This is a genomic window from Bradyrhizobium sp. SZCCHNR1015 (assembly GCF_032489875.1).
Lineage (GTDB): Bacteria > Pseudomonadota > Alphaproteobacteria > Rhizobiales > Xanthobacteraceae > Bradyrhizobium.
Genome location: NZ_JAUEYW010000004.1, coordinates 96,451 through 115,192, shown reverse-complemented (window position 1 = coordinate 115,192; position 18,742 = coordinate 96,451). Strand labels below are relative to the sequence as shown.

General features: G+C 63.1%; 14 protein-coding genes. 8 read left to right on the top strand and 6 right to left on the bottom strand.

Annotated features, from left to right (window positions below):
• Positions 1 to 10: 10 nt before the first annotated feature.
• Entirely contained in the window at positions 11 to 946 is a 936-nt protein-coding gene (locus QX128_RS09000) for a DUF2493 domain-containing protein (RefSeq protein WP_316237281.1), read from the top strand.
• A gap of 405 nt (positions 947 to 1,351) precedes the next feature.
• Here the strand turns inward: QX128_RS09000 and QX128_RS08995 are convergent, their stop codons facing one another.
• Entirely contained in the window at positions 1,352 to 2,296 is a 945-nt protein-coding gene (locus QX128_RS08995; protein WP_316237280.1) for an AraC family transcriptional regulator, read from the bottom strand.
• Positions 2,297 to 2,551: 255 nt separating this feature from the next.
• Between QX128_RS08995 and QX128_RS08990 the strand changes: the two genes are divergently transcribed.
• From QX128_RS08990 to QX128_RS08960, 7 genes are all read left to right on the top strand, one after another.
• Positions 2,552 to 4,429, top strand: a complete 1,878-nt coding sequence (locus QX128_RS08990) for an AMP-binding protein (protein WP_316237279.1) — start codon at positions 2,552 to 2,554, stop codon at positions 4,427 to 4,429.
• Between the two features lie 23 nt (positions 4,430 to 4,452).
• Entirely contained in the window at positions 4,453 to 5,424 is a 972-nt protein-coding gene (locus tag QX128_RS08985; protein WP_316237278.1) for an ABC transporter permease, read from the top strand.
• A 42-nt stretch (positions 5,425 to 5,466) separates the two neighbouring features.
• The gene (locus QX128_RS08980; RefSeq protein ID WP_015663990.1) at positions 5,467 to 6,480 is read left to right on the top strand and encodes a sugar ABC transporter substrate-binding protein; all 1,014 of its coding nucleotides are present in this window, start codon (positions 5,467 to 5,469) and stop codon (positions 6,478 to 6,480) included.
• A gap of 79 nt (positions 6,481 to 6,559) precedes the next feature.
• Positions 6,560 to 8,677, top strand: coding sequence for an ABC transporter permease (locus QX128_RS08975; protein ID WP_315801471.1), 2,118 nt, complete (start codon positions 6,560 to 6,562; stop codon positions 8,675 to 8,677).
• Positions 8,674 to 9,768 (top strand): hypothetical protein, encoded by a 1,095-nt coding sequence (locus QX128_RS08970; RefSeq protein WP_315801470.1) that lies wholly within the window; start codon positions 8,674 to 8,676, stop codon positions 9,766 to 9,768. The genes QX128_RS08975 and QX128_RS08970 overlap by 4 nt, the downstream gene beginning before the upstream one ends.
• A complete protein-coding gene (locus QX128_RS08965) occupies positions 9,765 to 11,261 on the top strand; it encodes a sugar ABC transporter ATP-binding protein (RefSeq protein WP_316237277.1) in 1,497 nt (498 codons plus the stop codon). The genes QX128_RS08970 and QX128_RS08965 overlap by 4 nt, the downstream gene beginning before the upstream one ends.
• Before the next feature lie 847 nt (positions 11,262 to 12,108).
• The gene (locus QX128_RS08960; protein WP_006611602.1) at positions 12,109 to 12,429 is read left to right on the top strand and encodes a DUF736 domain-containing protein; all 321 of its coding nucleotides are present in this window, start codon (positions 12,109 to 12,111) and stop codon (positions 12,427 to 12,429) included.
• A 111-nt stretch (positions 12,430 to 12,540) separates the two neighbouring features.
• On the opposite strand, the gene QX128_RS08955 is transcribed toward QX128_RS08960, so the two are convergent.
• The 5 genes from QX128_RS08955 to aliB all read right to left on the bottom strand — a co-directional run bounded on the left by QX128_RS08955 (position 12,541) and on the right by aliB (position 18,724).
• Positions 12,541 to 13,749: an ABC transporter substrate-binding protein gene (locus QX128_RS08955; protein ID WP_316237276.1), complete on the bottom strand. Its 1,209-nt coding sequence runs from the start codon at positions 13,747 to 13,749 to the stop codon at positions 12,541 to 12,543.
• A gap of 61 nt (positions 13,750 to 13,810) precedes the next feature.
• Positions 13,811 to 14,992 carry an acyl-CoA dehydrogenase gene (locus QX128_RS08950; protein WP_410053142.1) on the bottom strand — a complete coding sequence of 394 codons (1,182 nt, stop codon included), beginning with the start codon at positions 14,990 to 14,992 and terminating at the stop codon, positions 13,811 to 13,813.
• Positions 14,993 to 15,044: 52 nt separating this feature from the next.
• Positions 15,045 to 15,821 (bottom strand): enoyl-CoA hydratase, encoded by a 777-nt coding sequence (locus QX128_RS08945; protein WP_316237274.1) that lies wholly within the window; start codon positions 15,819 to 15,821, stop codon positions 15,045 to 15,047.
• A 75-nt stretch (positions 15,822 to 15,896) separates the two neighbouring features.
• The gene (gene aliA, locus QX128_RS08940) at positions 15,897 to 17,540 is read right to left on the bottom strand and encodes a cyclohexanecarboxylate-CoA ligase (RefSeq protein ID WP_316237273.1); all 1,644 of its coding nucleotides are present in this window, start codon (positions 17,538 to 17,540) and stop codon (positions 15,897 to 15,899) included.
• A gap of 32 nt (positions 17,541 to 17,572) precedes the next feature.
• The gene (aliB, locus tag QX128_RS08935) at positions 17,573 to 18,724 is read right to left on the bottom strand and encodes a cyclohexanecarboxyl-CoA dehydrogenase (RefSeq protein ID WP_316237272.1); all 1,152 of its coding nucleotides are present in this window, start codon (positions 18,722 to 18,724) and stop codon (positions 17,573 to 17,575) included.
• Between the last annotated feature and the right edge of the window lie 18 nt (positions 18,725 to 18,742).

Here is an 18,742-nt window from a genome sequence, read left to right as displayed (position 1 = left end):
CGAGGTCCCCATGTCCGACCAGCAAGACGAGATGCATGAGCCGCACGATACGCACTCGAGCACCGACAACGCCCTGACCGAACTCCAGCTGTACGGCTACCGCCCCTTCGACGATGAGCCTGATCCTCGGCCGCTCCCTGAAGGCAGGGTCATCGCCGGCGCGGTCGCCGATATCTTCGACGCCCTGGTCGCTACGCTCTCGGAGACGCGCCTCGAGCCTGAGCTGAAGGAGCTCTTGTGGTCAACGGTCAACCTGTTCCACCGTGCCACGATGCGCATCGAGCGCGAGCTTGACGACAACGAGCAGGCGCAGCGTTCGAGTCAGCGCGAGCAGAACGGCTCGGAGGTGCGCTCGGTCGAGCTCGAGCGCCTGACGTCGGAAGGACTGTCACTGGTCGAGCGTCGCAACGCCATGGAGCTGTTCCGCGATCTGGCCGCCGAGGCCTTCGAGCTCCATACGCGATCGCCGTGGCGGCCGCGGTCGGGATCGCAGGTCAGCCATCGCACGCTGACGGCGGCCATGATCGACTCCCGCGATTTCCTTGCTGCCAAGCATCGGGCTGAGACGGAGGTCATGCTGCCGCCAGGCCCCAAGATCGCACTGACCGGCGGACCGGACTTCAATGACGTCGTACTCATCTGGGATCGTCTCGACAAGGTCCACGCCAAGCATCCGGACATGGTCCTCCTGCATGGCGGCTCGCCGAAGGGGGCCGAGCTGATCGCCAGCAAATGGGCATCGAACCGCAAGGTGCCGCAGATCGCGTTCAAGCCCGATTGGACAAGACACAATAAGGCCGCCCCCTTCAAGCGCAATGACGCCATGCTGGCGACGCTGCCGATCGGCGCCATGGTCTTCCCGGGCTCCGGGATCCAAGGCAATCTCGCTGACAAGGCTCGCCGCCTCGGCATTCCCGTCTGGACCTTCGGGCAAGGCGGCGCGTGAGCGCCGTCAACCGTGCAGATCCACTGCGTTCGTCCAAGCGGCTGCGGCGACATCCCAAGCGACTCCTGCGCTCGGCGTCGACATGTCTGTCTGCTTGAATGCGTCAGACCTGGTGGCGCAGGGGGGCATGGTGGTCGCTGACCGCCGCGACGATGCCTGCAACGGCAGCGCTACCTCTCGACCGGAATATCCCCGAACAGCTCTCGTGTTTGGCGACGGTCCGCTACCTGCAAATGGATCAGCCTCTCGTCGCTGTGCCGACCTTGATGTGCCTTGCGATTGGCGGCACAATTGCTGGAAGGTCAAGCTGTCGAGTGAATCGAGGTTTGATGGTCGCGTGGACGGCGCGGACGTGTTGGAGCTCGGCGGAGTGCCTCATGCGCCGCTCGGCCACTGAGCATCGGCCTATCGTCGGCGTAGCTCGGACGGGCTATGCCCGAATTTCCGCCGGAACACGGTGCTGAAGTGTGACGAGCTGCTGAATCCCAGCTGGTAGGCGACCTCAGTCACCGACAACACGCGCTGCTCAAGTCGTGTCAGCATATCGTAGGACCGTTGCAGGCGCCGGTCGAGAATCCACTCCGACACCGACATGTCCGTGAGTCGAAAAAGATAGTGCAGGTGTCTGAGCGAGACCCCGTTGTTCCGTGCGATCTTCTCGAGCGAAAGGTCGTGGTCGGTGAGATGCTCCTCGATCCAGGCTTTGACGGAGCGCAGGCGGGCTTTCTGAGCCGTGGCGTCCTCGGAAAATTGGTCCTTGTCGCCCATGTCCAGGGCGAGAGCCAAAACATCCATCAGCTCTTCGCCGAGGCGCGACCTCGCCGCTTCATCGACCGACGATGCTTCCGATGCCAACGTCGAACAGAATTCGGCGGCGATCCGGCCAAGACCGCGTCCGGTCGCAATAGTCATCGCAACCGGAATCCGGTTCTCGGTGAACCGCGACGAAAATTCCTTGCGCGGAATCTCGAGATAGAGGGATCTAACCTTCCCTACGCACTCCAGATCGTAGGCTTCGGCCGCGGAGAAGATTGCACCTACGTGGGGATTCGTATTCAGCGTCTGGCCGGCCTGCAGGACGTTGATCTTGCCCTGTTGAACGAATTCGACGTAGTAGCAATCCTTGTCGAGCCTGGCGATGTGCCGCTCCCGTCGCGATATCCGCTGCTCCGACAGCAATACGTCGGTCATCGTCAGCACGCCAAATCGTGCTTCCCGGATGAAGCCCTGATAGTCGGACCGTTGCTCGGCCTCGACGTCGACATGGACATAGACGTCGCAAATGGCGCCTTGCCAGGCAGCGTAACGCTTGGAAGGCTCGAGGCTTTCCGTTGTGAACACGAGCTCCATCGGTCATCCATCGCGAGCAGCCCAAGCTGCATTTTGCATCGCACAAGGACCGTTCCGCAATTCTAGTTGCCCAGCGGCTCTACGCAAGCCAACTTTGCGCGGCCATGCAAAAGCTTTGCGCTCCGAGGCAAGCGTCACTCGGGGCGGCAAGCTAAGAGAACAAAAACGGGAGGAAGCAGTCGCGGATGCCGATGCGGGCATGCGTGATTTGCCGTGCCAGGGACTGCAGCAATGGGGGGGGGCCTGCCTTCACCGATGACGACGAGGTTCACGCGCCCTGTCGGCTCCATTGCTGACATCGTGGCGCTGGAGCGGCTGCCATATGACGCCCTCGTACCTGCGCGAAATCTGTATCACCTGTTCGAGGCGACCGCCCGATTGCATCCGGACCGGCAGGCACTGACCGTCCTGACACCTCGTGAATCCCGCGAAATCAGCCTCACTCACCGTCAATTGCTTGCCGACATATCCCGCGCGGCGAACTTGTTCAGGGCGTCCGGTATCAGACCGGATGGACCGACCGTTGCATTCCTCTGCCCGAGCCTGCCGCAGGTCTTTCCGGCCTTGCTCGGCGCCCAGGTCGCCGGCGTCGCGAGCTCGATCAACTATCTGCTGAACGAGGACGCGATCGTCGATCTCCTCGAGGCGCAGAATGCAGCGTTGCTTGTGATCCCTTCGGAAGCCGACGATCCGGCGCTCTGGCACAAGGCGAACAAGGTCGCCGCACGGGTCGGATCCTTGCAGAAGATCCTCGTTCTAGGTGAGGGCCGCGGCGCGAACGGCCGAATGGCCGCCTTTGACGAAGCCGCTTCGAGGCACCGAGATGCGCTCGATTTCGAACCGTCAAATGATCGGCGGTCGGTGTGCGCGCTCTTCCATACGGGAGGGACGACCGGACGTCCAAAGCTCGTCCGCCTGACACATGGCAACCAGATCCACGCCGCATGGGGCTTCGCCCAGGTTCACGGGCTCGACGAGTTGGACATCGCGCTGAACGGGTTTCCGCTGTTTCATGTCGGCGGCACCATGACTGCAGGTCTGTCGATTCTCGCCGCTGGCGGCCACGTGATCATTCCGTCACCCTACGGTCTGCGAGTCCCGGAGGTCATCCGCGACTATTGGTACACTGTCGAACGACATCGCGTGACGATCGTGAGCGGCGTGCCGACCTCCATTGCGGCTTTGGCGGAGGTGCCGATCGGGTCCTGCGATATCAGCTCGGTCCGGATGGCGCTGACTGGCGGTGCGGTGCTTCCGAAGGCGGTCGGTAACCGTTTCCAGGCCAGGACGGGAGTGAGGTTATTCGAGACTTACGGGATGACGGAGACCGCGGCGGCGATCGCGTTCAACCCGGGTCGCGGCGAGCCGCTTCAGGGCAGCGTCGGATTCAGGGCGCCGTTCTCGCGAACGAAGATCGTGGCACTGAGCGACCCGGAGCTGAGGAAGGAGTGTCCTCCGCTCACGAGCGGGCTGGTGCTGGCCAAGGGCCCGCAGGTATTCCCCGGATACGTCGATCCCACGCACAATGTTGGCGTCCTGACCGACGATGATTGGATCGTGACCGGCGATATCGGCTACCTCACCGCAGACGAGCGGCTGGTTCTCACAGGTCGGGAGAAGGACCTCATTGTTCGCAGCGGCCACAACATCGATCCCGCCGCCGTCGAAGATGTCGCCAATGCATATCCTGGCGTGCAAATGAGCTCCGCCGTTGGCATGCCGGACGCCTACGCTGGCGAGGTACCGATTCTCTTCGTTGTGCCGTCGCCTCAGCAGACGATCGAGCTCGCGCGGCTCTGCGACTACCTCGAGCAGAATGTCCACGAGCCCCCCGCTCGCCCGAAGCGCGTGGTGGTGCTTGACGCGCTTCCAGTCACCGCCGTGGGCAAGATCTTCAAGCCGACGCTTCGCGATCTCGCTGTTCGGGAGAAGGTCAGGACGGAAGTCGATCGGATATTCGGTCCTGCAACCGCGGCGGACATCCAGGTCAACAAGGACGACAAGCTCAACACGGTCGTCTGCATTGCGGTCGAAACGATCGACGAGGTCGCGCTGGGCCGGCTTGCAGAGAGCCTGTCGGCGTTGCCGCAGACCTATCGCATTGAAGCGACACCGCCACGCGGGCGGGCGTAGTTGGGAATTGGTGAGAGCAAACGATGAAGCACTTTCGGCTTGGTCAACAGGAGATCGTGTTCGCCGTCTTCGCGGCGCTATTCCTGGCCTTCTCGATCTTCCTCAAGGGCTTCCTGACCGCCGACAACATGCTGACCCTGCTGCAGAACGTCGCCGTCCTCGGCATTCTCGGCCTGGCGATGGCCGTTGTCGTCATCGGGCGCGGCATCGATCTGTCGCTGATCGCTGCCCTCGCGGTCCCCGGCGGGCTCGTTCTGCAGATGGTGCAGAACGGTCACTCTTTGCCGGCCTCCTTGCTCGCCGCCGGCCTCCTGGCCGTCGCCATTGGTCTCGTCAATGGCTGGCTGATCGCCTATGCGGAGGTGTCGCCGCTGTTTGCAACGCTCGCGACCGGGCTGTTTGTTGCAGGACTTGGGCAAGCGGCGCTGTTCCAGCTCGACGTCGTCCAATGGAGCGACGGCATGGCGGGATTCGAGCGGCTCGGGCAGGGCAGCATCCTTGGCATTCCGACGTCGATCGTGATGTTTGCGATCGCCGCAATCGCTGTGTTCGTTCTGCTGCGTCAGACCCGTTGGGGGGCCTTTATCTACGCGGTTGGTGACAATCCGTTCGCCGCACGGGTGACCGGCATTCCCTCGCGCCCGATTACCGTGCTGCAATATGTGCTTGCCGCGGTGATCGGCTGCTTTGCCGGTCTCGTGATGGCGGCATCCGTCAACTCGATGCCCACCCGGATCTTCAACTCGACCATGATCTACGACGTGATCCTCGTCGTCGTGCTCGGGGGCATCGGATTGTCCGGCGGCCGCGGCGGCGTCGTGAACGTCATCATCGGCACGCTGCTGATCGGGACCATGCTGAACGGCATGACGATTCTGGATATTCCGTACGCCGGACAGAACCTGATCAAGGGTGTCGTCCTGCTGATCGCGGTGATTACGGATACGATCTTGAATCCGCGAAATGAAGAAACGGCCCAGCAAGGCGACATCTAGCTCAGTACCAAAAATGAAAACATCAAACGGGAGAAAACGACGATGCGCACGCATAGCTTAGCACTTGGAAGTCTGGTGGCGGTGACGCTCGCGGCGGCTGCGGCGCCGGCGCTTGCGCAGCAGGGGCTTGACGAGCCCTTTCAGAAGACCTTTCGCGAGGCGCTTGCGGGCAAGACGGTTGCCTACGTGCCGGTCGCCATGAATTTCGATCTGACGGAGGGCTGGTACGCGGGCCTGAAGAAGGAGCTCGAACCCTACGGCGTCAAGTTTGAGATTCGTGATCCCAACTGGAACACCAACGCGGGGGCGCAGGCCGTCACCTCGCTGATCTCTGAGAAGCCGGCGGTCATGGTGATCCACAATCCCGACGTCCAGACCTATGCCAAGCTGTTGCAGCGCGCCGAAAACGAAGGGATCTACGTCATCCAGATCAACATGGGATCAGCCTATCGCAGCTCCGCGTTCGTCGGCGCGAACTGGATCGAGATCGGCGAACGCCAGACCGAAGGCGTGGTGAAGGCCTGCCAGGGCAAGTCGAACAAGATCGCGATCATTCAGGGGGCGCTGTCTGCGGCCGCCAGTGCCTACACGCTCAAGGGCGTGGAGAACGTTCTCGCCAAGCATCCCGAAATCAAGGTGGTGTCGAGCCAGGCGGCCGATTGGGATGCGGCGAAAGCCAAGGCCATTACGCAGACCGTCCTGAAGCAGAATCCCGACCTGTGCGGCATCGTGGGCTTCTGGGATGGCATGGATATCGGCACTGCCGCTGCGATCAAGGAGGCCGGGCTCACCGGCAAGGTCTTCCTGGCAACATCGGGCGGTGGAGAGCGCAAGGGCGCCTGCGAGCTCGTGAAGAACGGCTCGTTCGATCTGAACATGAGCTACGACGTGCCGACGCAGGCGGCGCAGATGGCCGGAACGATCAAGTGGCTGCTGTCCTCGGGGGTGAAGGCGGGGTCGGTCAAGGGCTTCGAATACAGCACGCTCATTCCGATCACCAAGGAGAACGCTGACTCCCAGACGTCGTGCTGGAACCTCTCCGATCTCAAGAAGTGACGACGCTCCGCGGCGCGCGTTCCGGCTCGGCCGGGACGCGCATCAAGACGATTGCATAGGCAGTACCCATGGAAGGCAGATGCGCGAGACATTGACTCGGCTGCGATATCGCTACTGGCCCGACCATCTCCTCGGCGAGATCTTGTCCAAGAGGTGGACCGAAACCGCCGTTCCTGTGCTTCTGCTCCTGATCGTCGGCTTCGCATTGAGCCGGGTCCTGGAGCACTTTCTGTCCCCCGCGAGTCTCGCCGACACTGCGCGCCAGGCCGGAGAGATCGGTTTCATCGGTCTCGGAATGGGGCTTGTGGTTATCGTCGGCGGCATCGACCTGTCGGTCGGGTCGATGTTTGCCCTGACGGATTTCTGCGCGCTCTATCTCCTGGACGTTCTCAATTGGCCCGTTCCGGCAGTGGTCTTGGCGACCATGGTCGTCGGCGGGCTGCTCGGTGCCGTGAACGGGGTCTTGATCGGATATCTGAGACTTCGCGCCTTCATCGCCACGCTGATCACGCTGATCATCTATCGCTCGGCGTTCGATCTGCTGATTCAACGCTATTCGAATGCCATCGCGTCATCGCTTCCAGATATCCCCTCGTGGGATTTCATTGGCGGCGGGGATGTTCTGGGAATCCCGAGCGTCGCGCTGCTCTATATCATCGTCGCCATCGTCGGCCATGTCTTTCTGACGCGGCTGCGGCCCGGCTGGCACATCACGGCGATCGGCGGATCGCGCCGCTCGGCCTACAATTCTGGCATTCCGGTGCGGCGGACCATCGCGCTCTGCTACGTCGCGAGCGGCGTTCTGACCAGCATCGGTGCGTTGTTCTTTGCCGCCCGCCTCGGGACCGTGGGTGGCGACATCGGCGTCGGCCTCGAGGTGATCGTCCTGACTGCAACCGTCCTCGGCGGGATCACGCTCGGCGGTGGCAAGGGTTCGGTCGTCAAGTCGCTGGTCGGTGTGCTCATCGTCCTCCTGATGACCAACGGCTTGACGGCAATGAACGCGCGTGGCGGCGTCAACCGCATGGCGCTCGCGACGATCCTCCTGGCGGCCGCCATGGTCGATATACGCTGGCAGAAGAACCGCAACCGGATCATCAGCAAGGTCTACGTCGCCCCGACCTATCATGCGCTGCCGCCGCCACCCCCGACCGAGATCGGCGAGGGCGGGCCGTTCGAGCAGAACGACAAGCTTCGCGATGTGTCTCTCATCGGGCTCGGACGGATCGAGGCGCCGGAGGATGTCATTCTCGACCGCAACGACGTGCTCTATGCCGGCTCCCGTCACGGTGACATCATCCGGTTCTTTCCGCCGGACTACGAGCGGATGGAGGTGTTCGCCCATATCGGCGGCCAGCCACTCGGAATGGCGTTCGACCGCCAGGACAATCTGTATGTCTGCATCGGCGGTATGGGTCTCTACCGCATCACGCCCGACGGAACGGTGGAGAAGGCCACCGACGAGACCAACCGCAGCCTGTATTCGGTGAATGACGACAGCCGTCTGCGGCTCGCCGACGATCTCGACATCACCGATGATGGACTGATCTTCTTCTCCGAGGCGACCGTTCGCTACGAGATGGATGAGTGGCCGGTCGACGGGCTGGAGGCCCGCGGCAACGGTCGCATCATCTGCTACGACACGAAGAGTGGAATGACCCACACCGTGCTGCGCGGACTTAAGTTTCCGAACGGCGTCGCTGTTGCCAGCGACGGTCAGTCGATCTTGTTCGCGGAGACCTTCGGCTGCTCGATCAAGCGCTACTGGTTCGCTGGTCCGAAGAAAGGCGCGGTCGAGACCGTCATGGATAACTTGCCGGGCTATCCCGACAACATCAATCTGGCGTCGGATGGCAACTATTGGCTGGCGCTGGTCGGCATGCGCAGCCCTTCGCTCGACTTGGCGTGGCAGATGCCGGGCTTCCGGCGGCGCATGGCCAAGCGGGTGCCGATCGACGAATGGCTATTTCCGAACATCAACACCGGGTGCGTCGTCAAGTTCAACGAGCAGGGCCAGATCCTGGAATCCCTCTGGGACCTCAAGGGCGTCAATCACCCGATGATTACCTCGATGCGGGAACACCGCGGTTATCTCTATCTCGGCGGCATCGCCAACAACAGGATCGGGCGCTTCAAGCTGGAGAACGCCGATCCGGACTTCGTACACTACGATACGCGCTGGAGGAGGCATTCGTGATCGCCGCCATCCGTGAATTCGCAAACCGCTTGCTCGGCCGTGGCGATGCGACCATCACCGTTCCGTCGTTCGACGGGGCGCTGAAGGCCAATCAGGTGCTCGAGGCAGCCGAAACGCTCCTCGAATGTGAAGCACCGGAGGATATTGCGTCCGACGGCCGTTCTCTTCTCATCGCCGACGGCGCGCGACTCCTGCGTTGGACCGGGTCGTCGCCTGCGGAGATCCGCAGGTTTGCGCGGCCGATCTCTGCGTTGGCGATGCTTCCGTCCGGCGGTCTAGCCGTTGCCATTGGCGGCACTGAGGTTCATATCTATGATGCCATCACCGCCAAGACGCCGGTCTCGACATTTACCGGTGAGTTGCGCGCCGTCAACGCGCTTGCGCCTGCAGGCGACGGCGCCCTGATCGCAACCGATGGTTCGTCCTCGTATGAGGTTGGCGATTGGGCGCGCGACCTGATGGAGCTCGGTGATACCGGCCGTGTCTTCAGGCTCGATCCGCGGACGCAGGCGATGCAGCAGCTTGCGGGTGGGCTTCGCTACGCCTTCGGTGCCGTCGCAAACGGCAACGACGTGTTGGTCAGTGAAAGCTGGCGGCACCGTCTGGTCTCGATCGCACCCGGCGGCACGCGCACGGTCGTGCTCGGTCACCTGCCGGTCTATCCCTCCCGGCTTGCACCGGCGCATGGCGGCGGCTTCTGGCTGACGGCGTTTATCGCCCGCACGCAATTGGTCGAGTTCGTGCTGCGCGAACCGGCCTACCGGCGCCGCATGATTGCTGAGATCGAGCCTGACTATTGGGTGGCACCACGGCTCAGGTCCGGCCAGTCCTTCAAGGAACCGCTGCAGGGAGCGCACATCAAGACCATGGGTGTCATGAAGCCGTGGGCTCCCCCACGGTCGTACGGACTCGTCATCCGGCTCGGTGCCGACGGACTGCCGGTTTATTCGCTTCATAGCCGCGCTGATGGCGTCAATCACGGCATCGTCGCTGCCGTCGAATTCGGCGCCGACCTCGTCATGATCGCAAAGGGGCCGGGCAGGGTGCTCAGGCTGCCTCTTGCAACCCTTGGCCGGGAGGTCCTTCCATGAGCGAGGTCATCCTGTCCCTGTCGAAGGCAACCAAGCTGTATGCCGGCGTGCCAGCGATCGAGGGCGTCGATTTCGAGCTGCGGCGGGGCGAGATCCACGCGCTGGTCGGCGAAAACGGCGCAGGCAAGTCGACCTTGACCAAGGTCATGGCCGGCGTCGTGGCCTTGACGTCAGGTGCAATGACGGTCGATGGCGTCGCGGTGTCTCCCAGAACGCCGCTGGAGGCGCGGCATCTTGGCATCGCAATGGTGTTTCAGGAAAACAGTCTGGTGCCGACGATGACCGTCGCGCAAAACCTGTTTCTCGGTCAGGAGAGATTTTATAATCGGCTGCGTGGCATCTACATCGCGGCTCAGCAGTTCCTCCAATCTCTCAATTTTGACGTCGCGCCGACGGCGACCGTCGGCGGCCTGGGCGCGGCCAAGAAGCAGATGGTCGAAATCGCCCGCGCCGTGCTGCACAAGGCGAAAGTCATCATCTTTGACGAACCCACGGCGACGCTTACGCCGGAGGAGAAGAAGTATTTCTTCGATTTGGTGCGGGATTTGAAGAGGCGCGGTGTTTCGATCGTCTTCATCTCGCACGCGCTCGAAGAAGCCTTGCTGCTGGCCGATCGCATTACTGTCCTGCGGGACGGCAAGCACGTCGTCACCGACGACGCCTCGGGATTCGATCGAGCGCGCATCGTTCAGGCCATGGTCGGCCGAAATCTCTCGAATACGCTCTACGGTGTGCGGAAGGACAAAGTGCGCCCGGCCGGCAGGCGCGTGTTGACAATACAGAATCTCAAAATGGCGCCGATGGTCAGGAACAACTCATTGTCGGTGTTCGCGGGCCAGATCACGGGCGTGTTCGGACTGGTCGGCTCGGGCCGAACCGAGACCTTTAAGATCGTCTCGGGTATTCTGAAGCGTGATTTCTTTCACGGTGGAGAAATTCTGCTCAACGACAAGTCGGTGCGATACCGCGTGCCCGCGCCGGCCGTGAAGGCCGGAATCGCCTATGTCACCGAAGACCGCAAGGTGGAGGGCTTTTTCGAGACGGCCTCGATCGCGCGCAACATCTATCTGGGTCTGCTTGCCAAGTTTCCGGAAGGGCGAGCCTGGTTGTCACGTCGTGAAAGACATGAGGCCGGTAAGACCTGGATCGAACGTCTCAAGGTTCGCGCCATCGGCGACGAAGTCAAGGTTGTCGAGCTTTCCGGCGGCAATCAGCAGAAGGTTGTCATCGCGAAATCATTGATTCAGGAACCGGAGCTGATCATCTTTGATGAGCCGACGCGCGGGGTCGACGTCGGGGCCATCGTCGAAATTCACGAGTTGATCAACAGGCTCGCCGATGAAGGCAGAGCCGTGGTCGTGATATCCTCTTATTTGCCGGAGATCATCGCGCTATCCGATCGGATCCTGGTATCAAGGCAAGGCAAGGTCGTCGAAGAATTCTCGGCGATCGAAGCGACCGAAGAGAAGATCATGTATGCAGCCATCCACTGATGTGCGCGGCCTCCAATCGATCAGATCCCTTTTCTCTCGGCTCGGGGATCCAGGGCAACCTCGCCGACAAAGGCGCGCAGGCTTGGCATTCCGGTGTGGACTCCTGGCCAAGGCGGCGCGTGAGCGCGTCAACTCTGAATCTCTTCTTGCTGAAGCGGCCCGCGCCGATATCCCAAGCGATTCTCTGCACTCGTCGTCGAGATGCATGTCTGCTCGAATCGTGTTGCACGTGATGGCGTGGGGGCGCCTTGGTCGTCTGACGCGCTGACTGGGCGACGATCCCTGCAATCCCGCAACAATTGCTTTTCGTCACGGCTTCTTGTCTCGTTCTCGAGCAGCTTAATCGGATCGCTAGCGCTGAACGACGGGGCGTCGAGCTCCATCGGAGAGCTAGTCGCGACCCGGCTTGAAACGGCTGGACCCCCTTTCGGATCTCGACTGTCCCCGACCTTTCGCCGGGCGTGACGGACGTCTGGCAGTCAGGAGCACGCATCAGCACTCGCTTTTCTTCTCCGTGGCTTCTGATCTTACGCCTGATCATCCCGATCTCTTGTGCAGCCTCAATGTACCATGTCTCTCCCGTGAGCTGATCAGACTGCGACGTACCTTGCCTCGTGATGGCTTGATCTGGCCGAAGGCCGGCTGCGCCTCGATCGCCTCAGCGCAACGCCGCCGGCCAACTTTCTTCCCCTGGGCTGAAGCCCATTCCTCGCGGGACAAGAAAGTTGGCCGGCGCCGTCCTCCGCTGCCGCTTCAGCCCTTCGGGTGCGCCGTCGCTCGCCTTTCGTCCGAGATGCGCCATCGAGGCCGCGGTGGTCGCGGCCCGAAACAGCCAAGGAGAGACAAAATGGCTTCCATCGGTTCCTTCAAGAAGGTCGGCGACGATTTCCAGGGAGAGATCATCACCCTGAGCCTCAAGGCCAAGGGCGTGCGCATCGTCCCCGAGGCCAACCGCTCCAGCGAGAATGCGCCCAGCCACCGCGTCTACGCCGGGCGTGTCGAGATCGGCGCCGCCTGGGCACGTCGCTCCGAGGAGGGACGCGACTATCTCTCGCTCAAGCTCGACGACCCCTCCTTCAACGCCCCGATCTACGCCAACCTGTTCGACGACGAGGGCGGCGAGGGTTACACGCTCCTGTGGTCGCGGCCGCGCAAGACCGCCGAGTGAACCGATCGCGCCCCGTCCGGATCTGCTGGGCGGGGCGCATAGCAGTCGGCTGGCCGTTCCGGCTGCGCGGATTGCTCCTCGCTGGTCTGACGTCGGGAAGCAACCGAGACGTTATTGCGCCAACGGGCAGTTGCCGTCGGCCAGAGGGCGAAATGCGCGATCGGCCGGGATCGTGGCAATCACCTTGTAGTAGTCGAACGGCTTTTTCGATTCCTCTGGCTTCTTCACCTCGACCAGATACATGCCGTGAACGACCCGGCCGTCGGCGCGCACGGCGGTCCTGCCAAACAGTGGATCGTCAAAGGTGCCGGCGTCGCGCATCGCCGCAACGACGGCTGCGCCGTCCTTGGAATGGCCGACCGTCTCGACGGCCCGCAGATAGGCCAGCGTGGCCGAATAGGTGCCGGCCTGACTCATCGAGGGCACCTTGCCGTTGTTGCGCTTGGCGAACCGCTCAGCGAAGGTCCGTGTCTTGTCGTTCAGATCCCAGTAATAGGCGGTGGTCAGCATGAGCCCGTTGGCCGCCTTCAGGCCGAGCGCATGGATGTCGTTGATGAAGAGCACCAGGCCGACCAGCTTCTGCCCGCCGGCGACGATGCCGAACTCGCCGGCCGTCTTGATCGCGTTGATCGTATCGGTGCCGCCATTGGCGAGGCCGATGATCTCCGCTTTCGAAGCCTGGGCCTGCATCAGGAAGGACGAGAAATCCATCGCGTCGAGCGGGTGCCGGACGGAGCCAAGAACCGCGCCGCCATTGGCTTTGACGACGTCTCCAGCTTCCTTCTCCATGGTCGTGCCGAAGGTGTAGTCGGCCGTGAGAAAGTACCACCTCTTGCCGCCGTTCCTGACGATGGCCTCGGCCGTGCCGTGGGAATTGGACCATGTATCCCACGTCCAGTGCAGCGTGTTCGGCGTGCAGGATTTTCCGGTCAGCTCGGAGGTGCCCGCCGTGGTTGCGATCAGGACCTTGTTTCTGTCCTTCACGAGGCCCGCAAGCCCGAGGGCGATGCCGGAGGTCGGGATGTCGATGATCATGTCGACGCTTTCGGCATCGATCCAGCGGCGAGCGATCGCGCCGGCGATGTCGGTCTTGTTCTGCGCATCGCCCGAGACGAGCTCGACGGACAGTTTCTTCGAGCCCGCGTTGAAGTCCTCGATCGCCAGCTTGGCTGCCTCCAGAGACCCTGGGCCGCTGAAATCGGAATAGGGCCCCGACATATCGCTGAGCACGCCGATCTTGACCGGTGTCTGGGCGACTGCGCCCGAAGCGCCGAGCACGAGAGCGAGCAGTACGGCACTTGCCTTTAGAACAGTGTTCATAGGTTTCCTCCTGCAATTTGGTTGTTGGTTGATCTGACTGGGGCCAGCGCCTCGGAGGCGTTCAGTTGAATGCAGCGATGCCCGTGATCGCGCGCCCGACGATAAGCGCGTGAATGTCGTGCGTTCCCTCGTAGGTATTGACGACCTCGAGATTGACGAGATGGCGGGCGACACCGAACTCGTCGCTGATGCCGTTGCCCCCCATCATGTCGCGTGCGGTCCTGGCGATCTCGAGCGCCTTGCCGCAGGAATTGCGCTTCATGATCGACGTGATCTCTACGGGGGCGGCCCCCTCGTCCTTGAGACGGCCGAGTCGCAGGCAGCCTTGGAGCCCGATGGTGATCTCCGTCAGCATGTCTGTGAGCTTCTTCTGGACCAGCTGGTTCGCCGCGATCGCGCGGCCGAATTGCTTGCGGTCCATCACATATTGCCGGGCGCGCAGATAGCAGTCCTCGGCAGCGCCGAGCGCTCCCCAGGCGATGCCGTAGCGCGCGCTGTTGAGACAGGTGAACGGTCCCTTGAGACCGCGCACCTCGGGAAAGGCGTTCTCCTCGGGACAGAAGACGTCATCGAGCACGATCTCGCCGGTAATCGAGGTGCGCAGCCCGACCTTGCCGTGAATGGCCGGCGCGCTGAGGCCCTTCCAGCCCTTCTCCAGAACGAAGCCGCGAATGGCGCCGTCATCGTCCTTTGCCCAGACCACGAACACGTCGGCGATCGGACTATTGGTGATCCACATCTTCGCGCCGGACAGGCTGTAGCCACCGGCCACCTTGCGCGCCCGCGTGATCATGCCGCCCGGATCAGAGCCGTGGTTCGGCTCGGTCAGGCCGAAGCAGCCGATCCATTCACCGGACGCGAGGTTGGGAAGATATTTTTGCCGGGTCGCCTCGGTGCCGAACTCGCAGATCGGAACCATGACCAGCGAGGATTGAACGCTCATCATTGACCGATAGCCTGAATCGACCCGCTCGACCTCGCGCGCAATCAGCCCGTAGCAGACGTAGTTCAGGCCCGCGCCGCCATACTGCGATGGGGTCGTCGGTCCGAGCAGCCCGAGCTCGCCCATGCTTCTGAAAAGACGGGGGTCGGTCGTCTCATGGCGGAAGGCGTCCAGCACCCGCGGCAGCAGCTGCTCCTGGCAATAGGCATGCGCGGTGTCGCGGACGGCGCGCTCCTCATCGGTGATCTGCCCGTCGAGGGAAAGAGGATCGTCAAACTGGAAGATCTGGCGGGCCGTCATGGACATCGAGCGCTCCTGTCGAATGGAATGGAAGGGATCACATGGCCCAAAGCTAGCGGTGGACGAAGACGGGCTTGCGCTTGTCCAGGAAGGCCTTCATGCCTTCGCGCGCATCCGCAGTTGCAAAGCGGGCGTGGAGTTCGCGACGTTCGAAGAGCGTCCCTTCGCTCAGCGGCTGCTCGAAGGCGCGGTTCACGCATTCCTTGAGCGCGATCAGCGCTGGCGCGGAGAATGAGGCGATGGTCGACGCGAGCCGCATGGTCTCCTCGCGAAGCCGTTCGTCGTCGACGACGCGGGCGACCAGGCCGTAGCGATCGGCTTCGTCGGCGTCGAGGGGGCGGGCCGACAGGCACATGTCCATGGCCTTCGCCTTGCCGATGGCGCGAGGAAGCCGTTGCGTGCCGCCCGCGCCGGGCAGGAGACCGAGCTTGATCTCCGGCAGCCCGAATTTGGCGCTGCGGCCCGCGACGATGATGTCGCAGGCCAGCGCGAGCTCACATCCGCCGCCGAGCGCCAGCCCGGCGACGGCGGCAATGACGGGCTTGCGCACCCGGCGAATGGTTTCCCAGTTGCGCGTGATGAAGTTGGAATTGTAGACGTCGCTGTAGCCCCAGTCCGCCATTGCTGCGATGTCGGCGCCAGCTGCGAATGCCGTTGCCGACCCCGCGATCACGATGGCGCCTATCGCGTTATCGGCGTCGAGATCCAGCAACGCTGCGCCGAGCCTGTCCATCAGCTCGTCGTTCAGCGCATTCATCACCTTCGGACGGTTGAGCGTGACGAGTCCGACACGTCCGTTGCGTTCGATTAGTATGACTTCGTCTTGCACGCGCGTTCTCCATCGCGCCGCCGGCGCGTTTCGATTGACAGATTCGAGAAGTGCAGCCGGGGCGCGTGAGCGAGCCTAGAGCTCGCCGGCCTTCAGCATGTCGCGCAGCCTGAATTTCTGGATCTTGCCCGACGGCGTCGACGGCATCGCGTCGCGCACGATGAGCTTCTCTGGAATGTACTGGATCGCGAGCTTGTGCGATTTGAGAAATTCGACCATCCCGGGGAACTCGATGGTCTGTCCGGCCTTGGGTACGATGACGGCGCATGCGCGCTCGCCGAGGCGCTCGTCGGGATAGGCTACGATCGCGACCTGTGCGACGGCGGGATGTTTGTAGAGCAGCGCCTCGAGCTCGACGACGGGAATGTTTTCTCCGCCACGAATGATGACGTCCTTCGAGCGTCCGCTGATCCGGATGTAGCCGGCGGGCGTGATGTAGGCCAGGTCTCCGGTATCGAACCAGCCTTCGGCGTCGGTGCCGTTCCACTGCGGCCGCTTGAGGTAGCCGCCGAAGTTCGAGCAGGCGCGCACGAGGAGCTTGCCGGACTGTCGCGGCGGCAGCGGCTTGCCGTCGGCATCCACCACCTTCAGCTCGACGCCGGGGAGAGGGCAGCCATCGGTGGTCGAGGCGAGCTTGTCGTCGTCATCCAGGTTGATCAGCGTGACCGCGCCATTCTCCGTCATGCCCCAGGCCGAGACGATCTTGGCGCCGAGGCCCGCCTGGGCCTGCTCGGCCAGCGGACCTGGGATCGGCGCCCCCGCGCACAGGAAGCTCTTGAGAGAGGGCACCGCCTTGCCGGTCTCGGTCACGGTTCGCGTTAGATCCGTCAGGAACGGCGTGGATGCCATCGTGAAGGTCGCTTTCTCGGCGCGGATCAGGTCCACCGCCCGGTTCGGCTCCCAGACATCCTGCAGGACGGCGCTGGCCTTCAGCATGATCGGCATCATCAGGCCGTACATGAAGCCGGTCTGATGGGCCATCGGGGAGGCCATCAGGACCACGTCGTCGGCGCCGAGCTTCAGGCGCTGGGCATAGGGAATGATGTTGGCCATCAGCGTGTTCGCGCTGTGCATCACGCCTTTCGGCTCGCCCGTCGTTCCCGACGTATAGATGAGCTGCGTGATGTCGTCCGGGCCGGGGCGGGCCGAGCCGAGGATGGCCTTCGCATCCGCCGCCGTCTCCCATTCCGGCACCGTCAGCAGCGCGTCGAAATCGTCGGCACCGCCGCCGCCGATGACGACGAGGCGCGTAAGCGACGGAAGCTCGGGCATGAGGCCCCTCAGCATCGCCTCATGGTCGAAGTTGCGGAACGCCTTAGGGACGATCATCACCTTGGCTTCGCCGTGCCGAAGCATGAAGGAGAGCTCGCGCTCCCGGAAGATCGGCATCAGCGGGTTGATGACGGCGCCGATCCGGCTGCAGGCAAGGTAGAGCAGCGTGAACTGCCACCAGTTGGGAAGCTGCATGGCAACGACGTCGTTGCGGCCGACGCCGAGGCGCGACAACCCGATCGCCATCCGGTCCGCCAGCGCTGCCATCTCGCGATAGGTGAAGCGACGCACGGTGTCGGTGTCGAGGCGGACTGCGGTCAAAGCGATCTTGTCCGGGCACGTCGCCAGACAGGCGTCAAGATCGTCGTTGATGGTTCGGTCGTGCCAGTGGCCATTGGCAATGCTGGCCGCGCGGCGCGGCCTGAGCAAGACGGCGTCGAATTCCATGGCTTCCCCTCCCGTTCGTTCGTTGTTTGATGTCAGGCAGGCACGGCCGAGCGTCCTGCCCGCGCGCGTGCGATGATCGTTTTCATGATCTGCGCGGTGCCGTCGCCGATCTGGAAGCCGAGGACGTCGCGCAGCCGCTGCTCCATCACGCCCCGGTCATAGCCGCCATGGCCGTGCATCAGCAGGCATTGATGGATCACGTCATAGGCGAGCTTCGGCGCCCACCATTTGCACATCGCCGCCTCGGCGCTGTGGGGGAGGCCCTTGTCCTTCAGCCACAAGGCTTGCAGGCACAGCAGTCGTGCGGCCTCGACCTGCGTATCGAAATCCGCCAGCGGGTGCGAGACGCCCTGGAACGCCGACAGGGTCTTGCCGAACGCCTGCCGCTGCGCGACGTACTGCCAGGTTTCGTCGAGCGCCGCGCGGGCCACCGCCAGCACCTGAAGCCCGATCAGCGCCCGCGAGAAGTCGAACCCCTGCATCACCTGCACGAAGCCCTTGTTCTCGTCGCCGAGGCGATGCGAGCCGGGCACACGCACGTTCTCGAAGAACAGCGACCCGCGTCCGATCGCGCGCTGGCCGTGACAGTCGAAGCGCGAGCGCGTGATTCCGGGCAGGTCGAGAGGGATCAGCAACGCGGTGATGCCATGTGCGCCGGCTTCGACCGTTCCGGTCCGTCCGAATACGACGGCCGCATCGGCCTGGTCCGCAGCCGAGATCGAGGTCTTCTCGCCATTGACGATGTAGTCGTCACCATCGCGCTCGATCCGCAGCCGCAGATTGGCCGCGTCGGATCCGCCACGCGGCTCTGTGAGCGCAATCGCGAACAGGGCCTCGCCGGCGACGAGGCGCGCGAGCCAGGGTGTCACGATCTCTGGCTTGCCGTGCTGTGACAGGATCTGTCCGTTCAGCGAGGCCAACAGGTTGATGTAGGACATCGAGAGGTCGGCGCGGGCAATCTCCTCGTGGATGACGCCGGCCGCGATGGTCGCCATGCCGAGGCCGCCATATTGCTCGGGCAGTTCGGGGGCGATGAAACCCATCGCGCCCATCTCCTTCATCAGGCCGCGGTCGAGAACGCGGGTGCGATCGCGCTCCTGGAATCCGGGAGCAAGCCTGTCGGCCGCGAAGCGGCGCGCCTGGTCGCCAAGCGCAACGAGGTCCTCGTCGAGATACGGATTCATCGGCACGTCCTCCCGATC

Bases quoted from the DNA above. Each gene is read 5' to 3' on its own strand.
- QX128_RS09000 (WP_316237281.1), top strand. From the start codon at position 11: ATGTCCGACCAGCAAGACGAGATGCATGAGCCGCACGATACGCACTCG.
- QX128_RS08995 (WP_316237280.1), bottom strand. From the start codon at position 2,296: ATGGAGCTCGTGTTCACAACGGAAAGCCTCGAGCCTTCCAAGCGTTAC.
- QX128_RS08990 (WP_316237279.1), top strand. From the start codon at position 2,552: ATGACGACGAGGTTCACGCGCCCTGTCGGCTCCATTGCTGACATCGTG.
- QX128_RS08985 (WP_316237278.1), top strand. From the start codon at position 4,453: ATGAAGCACTTTCGGCTTGGTCAACAGGAGATCGTGTTCGCCGTCTTC.
- QX128_RS08980 (WP_015663990.1), top strand. From the start codon at position 5,467: ATGCGCACGCATAGCTTAGCACTTGGAAGTCTGGTGGCGGTGACGCTC.
- QX128_RS08975 (WP_315801471.1), top strand. From the start codon at position 6,560: ATGCGCGAGACATTGACTCGGCTGCGATATCGCTACTGGCCCGACCAT.
- QX128_RS08965 (WP_316237277.1), top strand. From the start codon at position 9,765: ATGAGCGAGGTCATCCTGTCCCTGTCGAAGGCAACCAAGCTGTATGCC.
- QX128_RS08960 (WP_006611602.1), top strand. From the start codon at position 12,109: ATGGCTTCCATCGGTTCCTTCAAGAAGGTCGGCGACGATTTCCAGGGA.
- QX128_RS08955 (WP_316237276.1), bottom strand. From the start codon at position 13,749: ATGAACACTGTTCTAAAGGCAAGTGCCGTACTGCTCGCTCTCGTGCTC.
- QX128_RS08950 (WP_410053142.1), bottom strand. From the start codon at position 14,992: ATGACGGCCCGCCAGATCTTCCAGTTTGACGATCCTCTTTCCCTCGAC.
- aliA (WP_316237273.1), bottom strand. From the start codon at position 17,540: ATGGAATTCGACGCCGTCTTGCTCAGGCCGCGCCGCGCGGCCAGCATT.
- aliB (WP_316237272.1), bottom strand. From the start codon at position 18,724: ATGAATCCGTATCTCGACGAGGACCTCGTTGCGCTTGGCGACCAGGCG.